Consider the following 3,254-nt stretch of genomic DNA (forward strand, 5'->3'; position numbering starts at 1 on the left):
TTAATATCTCGTAAAAAATCCGAATAGATGGCTGCAAAACTACTCTTGTTAAAGCTTGATTTTGCTTGCAAAAATCGGAGTGTCCATAGATGTTATGAGTAATCCAAGGATTCAACATGGAAGCAACTGAAAAGAAGAAACAGTACTTGGATGAGAGGTTAGTTGAACTAAAGAATCGGCGCCGCCGGATTCAGCAATCTTTCTATATTTCAGTCTTTATAGCTTTAACTCTCGCAGTAATCGGTCCCGTATTTGTTTGGTCGGCAAACATTGAGTCTCGATTAGCTCCAGTTTTGATTGCGTATCTTGTCATCCCAATTGGTATGCTGCCAATATTACGTAGCAGGGTTAGAGATATCGAGCAGGAAATTAGAGAAGTTGAATTTGAGCTAGATCTGCAGCAATTTGAAAGAACTCAGGTCGAAACAAAAGCTGAGAAAACCCTTAGACTTAATGACGCACAGCTACAGCGATACTACAGCCTGAATCTAAGTCAAAACACTTGGGTATTTGTAGTTGGGATTGGCTGTATGATCTTAGGCTTAGGATTAATAGCTGCTACATTGTACTTGGTGACCAATTATGCAGAAACTCTCGATTCAAAAATAATTACCGGAGTTCTTGGCGCTATTGGTACATTTCTAACAAGTTATGTTGCAGCCATTTTCTTAAAGATGCACTCCTCCGCAACCCAGCACTTGGGCGGTTTTCATTCTAGACTTGTAGATACCCATCAAATACTGTTAGCTAGTGTTGTTGCATCGAGAATCGAAAATGAAGACTTAAGAGAAAAAACAATGGCTCAATTAGCACTTCAAGTTGTTGACCCCAAAAAAACTCATAACAATTCAATCCAGCCGACCGCTAACGCGTCGGCTGATTGAGGCGTTAGAAGGCAATCGGGATGCTAAATAATTATCAGCAATCAACTTTAGGAGAGTCATCTTTCGTACTTCTATTTTTAGCTGCTTTATCTGCCGTATACTGGTTCAAGTCGAGATCAATTGTTAAGTCTTCACATGGGCTGATCTTAATTTTTGGGTATCTCTATGCGGTATTGATTTCAGCGCATACAGAAATTGGAGCGCATGTTACGTACTATTGGCCTTTATGGGTATTGTTAATAGTAGGTTTGGTGGTCGCAGGGTTTTCATGCACACTCTTTAACGGTAGGCGTTGGGTGCATTTAATACACATATTCACGCTAGCATCTGCGGCATGGCTTTTATTTGTGGGGTCAATGGCAATTGGTCATGATTGGCTGTAAAGCTTCTAACAAAGCTGTCATAGGGACATTTTTTACTTCGCTTCATTTTGGGGTGGCTTCGCCACTTTACCCCAAAACTACGCTACATAAAAAATGCCCCATACAGCGGCGTTATACATCTAGGTAAATTGAGCAATGGAAGCGAGACCAAATAAATCCGAAGAGTTATTCCTCAGTCTTGGGTACAACCGGTTTTACGATCTGTTCGATGAAATCATGATGGATGATTTCTGGGCAAAAGATGATTGCTATAGGTTTGGCAAAGTGTCGAGTATCTTTGCAGTTTATACCGAGCTTTTAGCTTATGAGCCATTCAAGCATGTACTTGAAGCGCTAAAATCGCAGCGTCCTCCAATGGAGTCTGAGATTGGAGGCCCCCTGTTTAAGTTCGTGCGTAACATACTTGCTCATTTTCCCGTATTTGAAACATGGGGAGAAGTGTGGGTGAGTAAAGAACTAGTTAATTGGCAGAGAGAAGGCCTGACGATTGACCGCTTTCTAAAGAAGTATGCGGGCCACAAAGAAGTAAAGTATCGTTTCTGGGAAGCAGATAAAACACGCATGACTTATATGAGTATTCGTTTTCCTGAAAGGTACGACGACAACAAGATATATCTTAAGGATATGATCGAAGAAAAAGACGGAGTGAAATTTTCACTCATAATGATGCGCCAGATACTTAATACACAAGTAGAGTCAGTTGGTGAAAATGTATAACAAACAAAGTCAGCGGACGCCAAAAAGCGGCGCTCGCTGCTTTGGGCGTTAGGAGACTAAATATGGAGTTAGTGCAAGAGATATGGATATCGCTTAGACCATATCTAGTAAAAATGGTTACGGATGCAATTATATCTGCTCTCCTCTGGGTATTTCTGTGGTTATTTAAATTACTGACTAAAATTCTAGAGATAGAAGGGTGGGCAGGAGAATGGATTTCAAACATTCATTCTATGGGAGCGATTCTTGCTTTTGCTGCTTTTGGAATTTTGTTTATTTTTGATGTAATCAAGCTACACAAAGAAAGTCATTAGGAGGAGTTATGGATACGTTTATTAACCGTATAAAAATCACATCTCTATCATGGCTTGCAGCAACAATCTTGGGTTCGTTGTTAATTAGTTTAGATGCAAATAGAGATGCCACTGTCCTAGTGGCGATTTTGGGGTTTGCAATGTCTTACTATTATTTCGTGATTAGAGATGTAAGAAGTGCGAATTATCTTGTGTCAGATGAAAACGCGGATGTTAGTGATCTTATTGGAATAAGAGATAGAGCCATGCAGCTTTATCAATTTAATAGCTCCTGGGCTTCAAAATATTCCACTGAAAGAATCGAGTGCGCTTACCTTCAAGCTCTGCTAAGAACAATCGATGATGATGAATTTTATCAAGATAAGCGAACGTCACACTTTAGTGAGCTATTTACCACATACCTAACAACATTTGATACGGTCTATAGAAAAAGCTATTTGTCGGTTGACGAGGTTATGGTTGACCTTCAGACGAAAGATAAACAAACAAAATTGCAATCTGAATTTGTCAAATACCTCAGCACTCATATTGTTGAATCCCTCGAAAGAAAAAATATTGGTGACATTCAAATAATATATAGAGTTGAAGATGAGCATTTAATTGTGAAAAAGGCCTTCACTAATTGGTTTGGTATAAAGATAGCGTCCTTTATTAGAGCAATAGACTCAAATAAGGAACAGTTAGGTTTATCCGAAATATTGGAGCTTCAGTTGCCGTCTCCTAACAAGTCAAGCCAGCAGGACGGCAACTAGCGTTGCCGCCTCTGCTTGAAGCGTTAATTGTACTTACCTGTAGTGGCATAGTGAATTTGGCCACCTAATTAGAGGTGATATACTCATCTCATAGATAAAACAGGTGAACCAATGACTAAACCAAGACGACCGAACTTTAGCCCTGAGTTTCGTTTAGACGCTGCAAAGCTAGTCTTAGAACAAAACTACAGTGTTATTGAAGCT

At 39.7% G+C, this 3,254-nt stretch carries 4 protein-coding genes; all 4 read left to right on the forward strand.

The window, feature by feature from the left end:
• Nucleotides 1-116: 116 nt before the first annotated feature.
• The 4 genes from DFP76_RS17970 (at nucleotide 117) to DFP76_RS17990 (ending at nucleotide 3,050) form a co-directional block, all read left to right on the forward strand.
• On the forward strand, nucleotides 117-884 hold the full coding sequence (locus tag DFP76_RS17970) for a TRADD-N-associated membrane domain-containing protein (RefSeq protein WP_113875927.1): 768 nt from the start codon (nucleotides 117-119) through the stop codon (nucleotides 882-884).
• A 518-nt stretch (nucleotides 885-1,402) separates the two neighbouring features.
• Nucleotides 1,403-1,984, forward strand: coding sequence for a hypothetical protein (locus tag DFP76_RS17980; protein ID WP_113875929.1), 582 nt, complete (start codon nucleotides 1,403-1,405; stop codon nucleotides 1,982-1,984).
• Between the two features lie 62 nt (nucleotides 1,985-2,046).
• Complete coding sequence (locus DFP76_RS17985; protein ID WP_113875930.1) at nucleotides 2,047-2,298, forward strand: hypothetical protein; 252 nt, start codon at nucleotides 2,047-2,049, stop codon at nucleotides 2,296-2,298.
• 8 nt (nucleotides 2,299-2,306) lie between these two features.
• Nucleotides 2,307-3,050 (forward strand): hypothetical protein, encoded by a 744-nt coding sequence (locus DFP76_RS17990; RefSeq protein WP_113875931.1) that lies wholly within the window; start codon nucleotides 2,307-2,309, stop codon nucleotides 3,048-3,050.
• Nucleotides 3,051-3,254 lie beyond the last annotated feature (204 nt).

This window comes from Marinomonas aquiplantarum (assembly GCF_003314975.1).
Lineage (GTDB): Bacteria > Pseudomonadota > Gammaproteobacteria > Pseudomonadales > Marinomonadaceae > Marinomonas > Marinomonas aquiplantarum.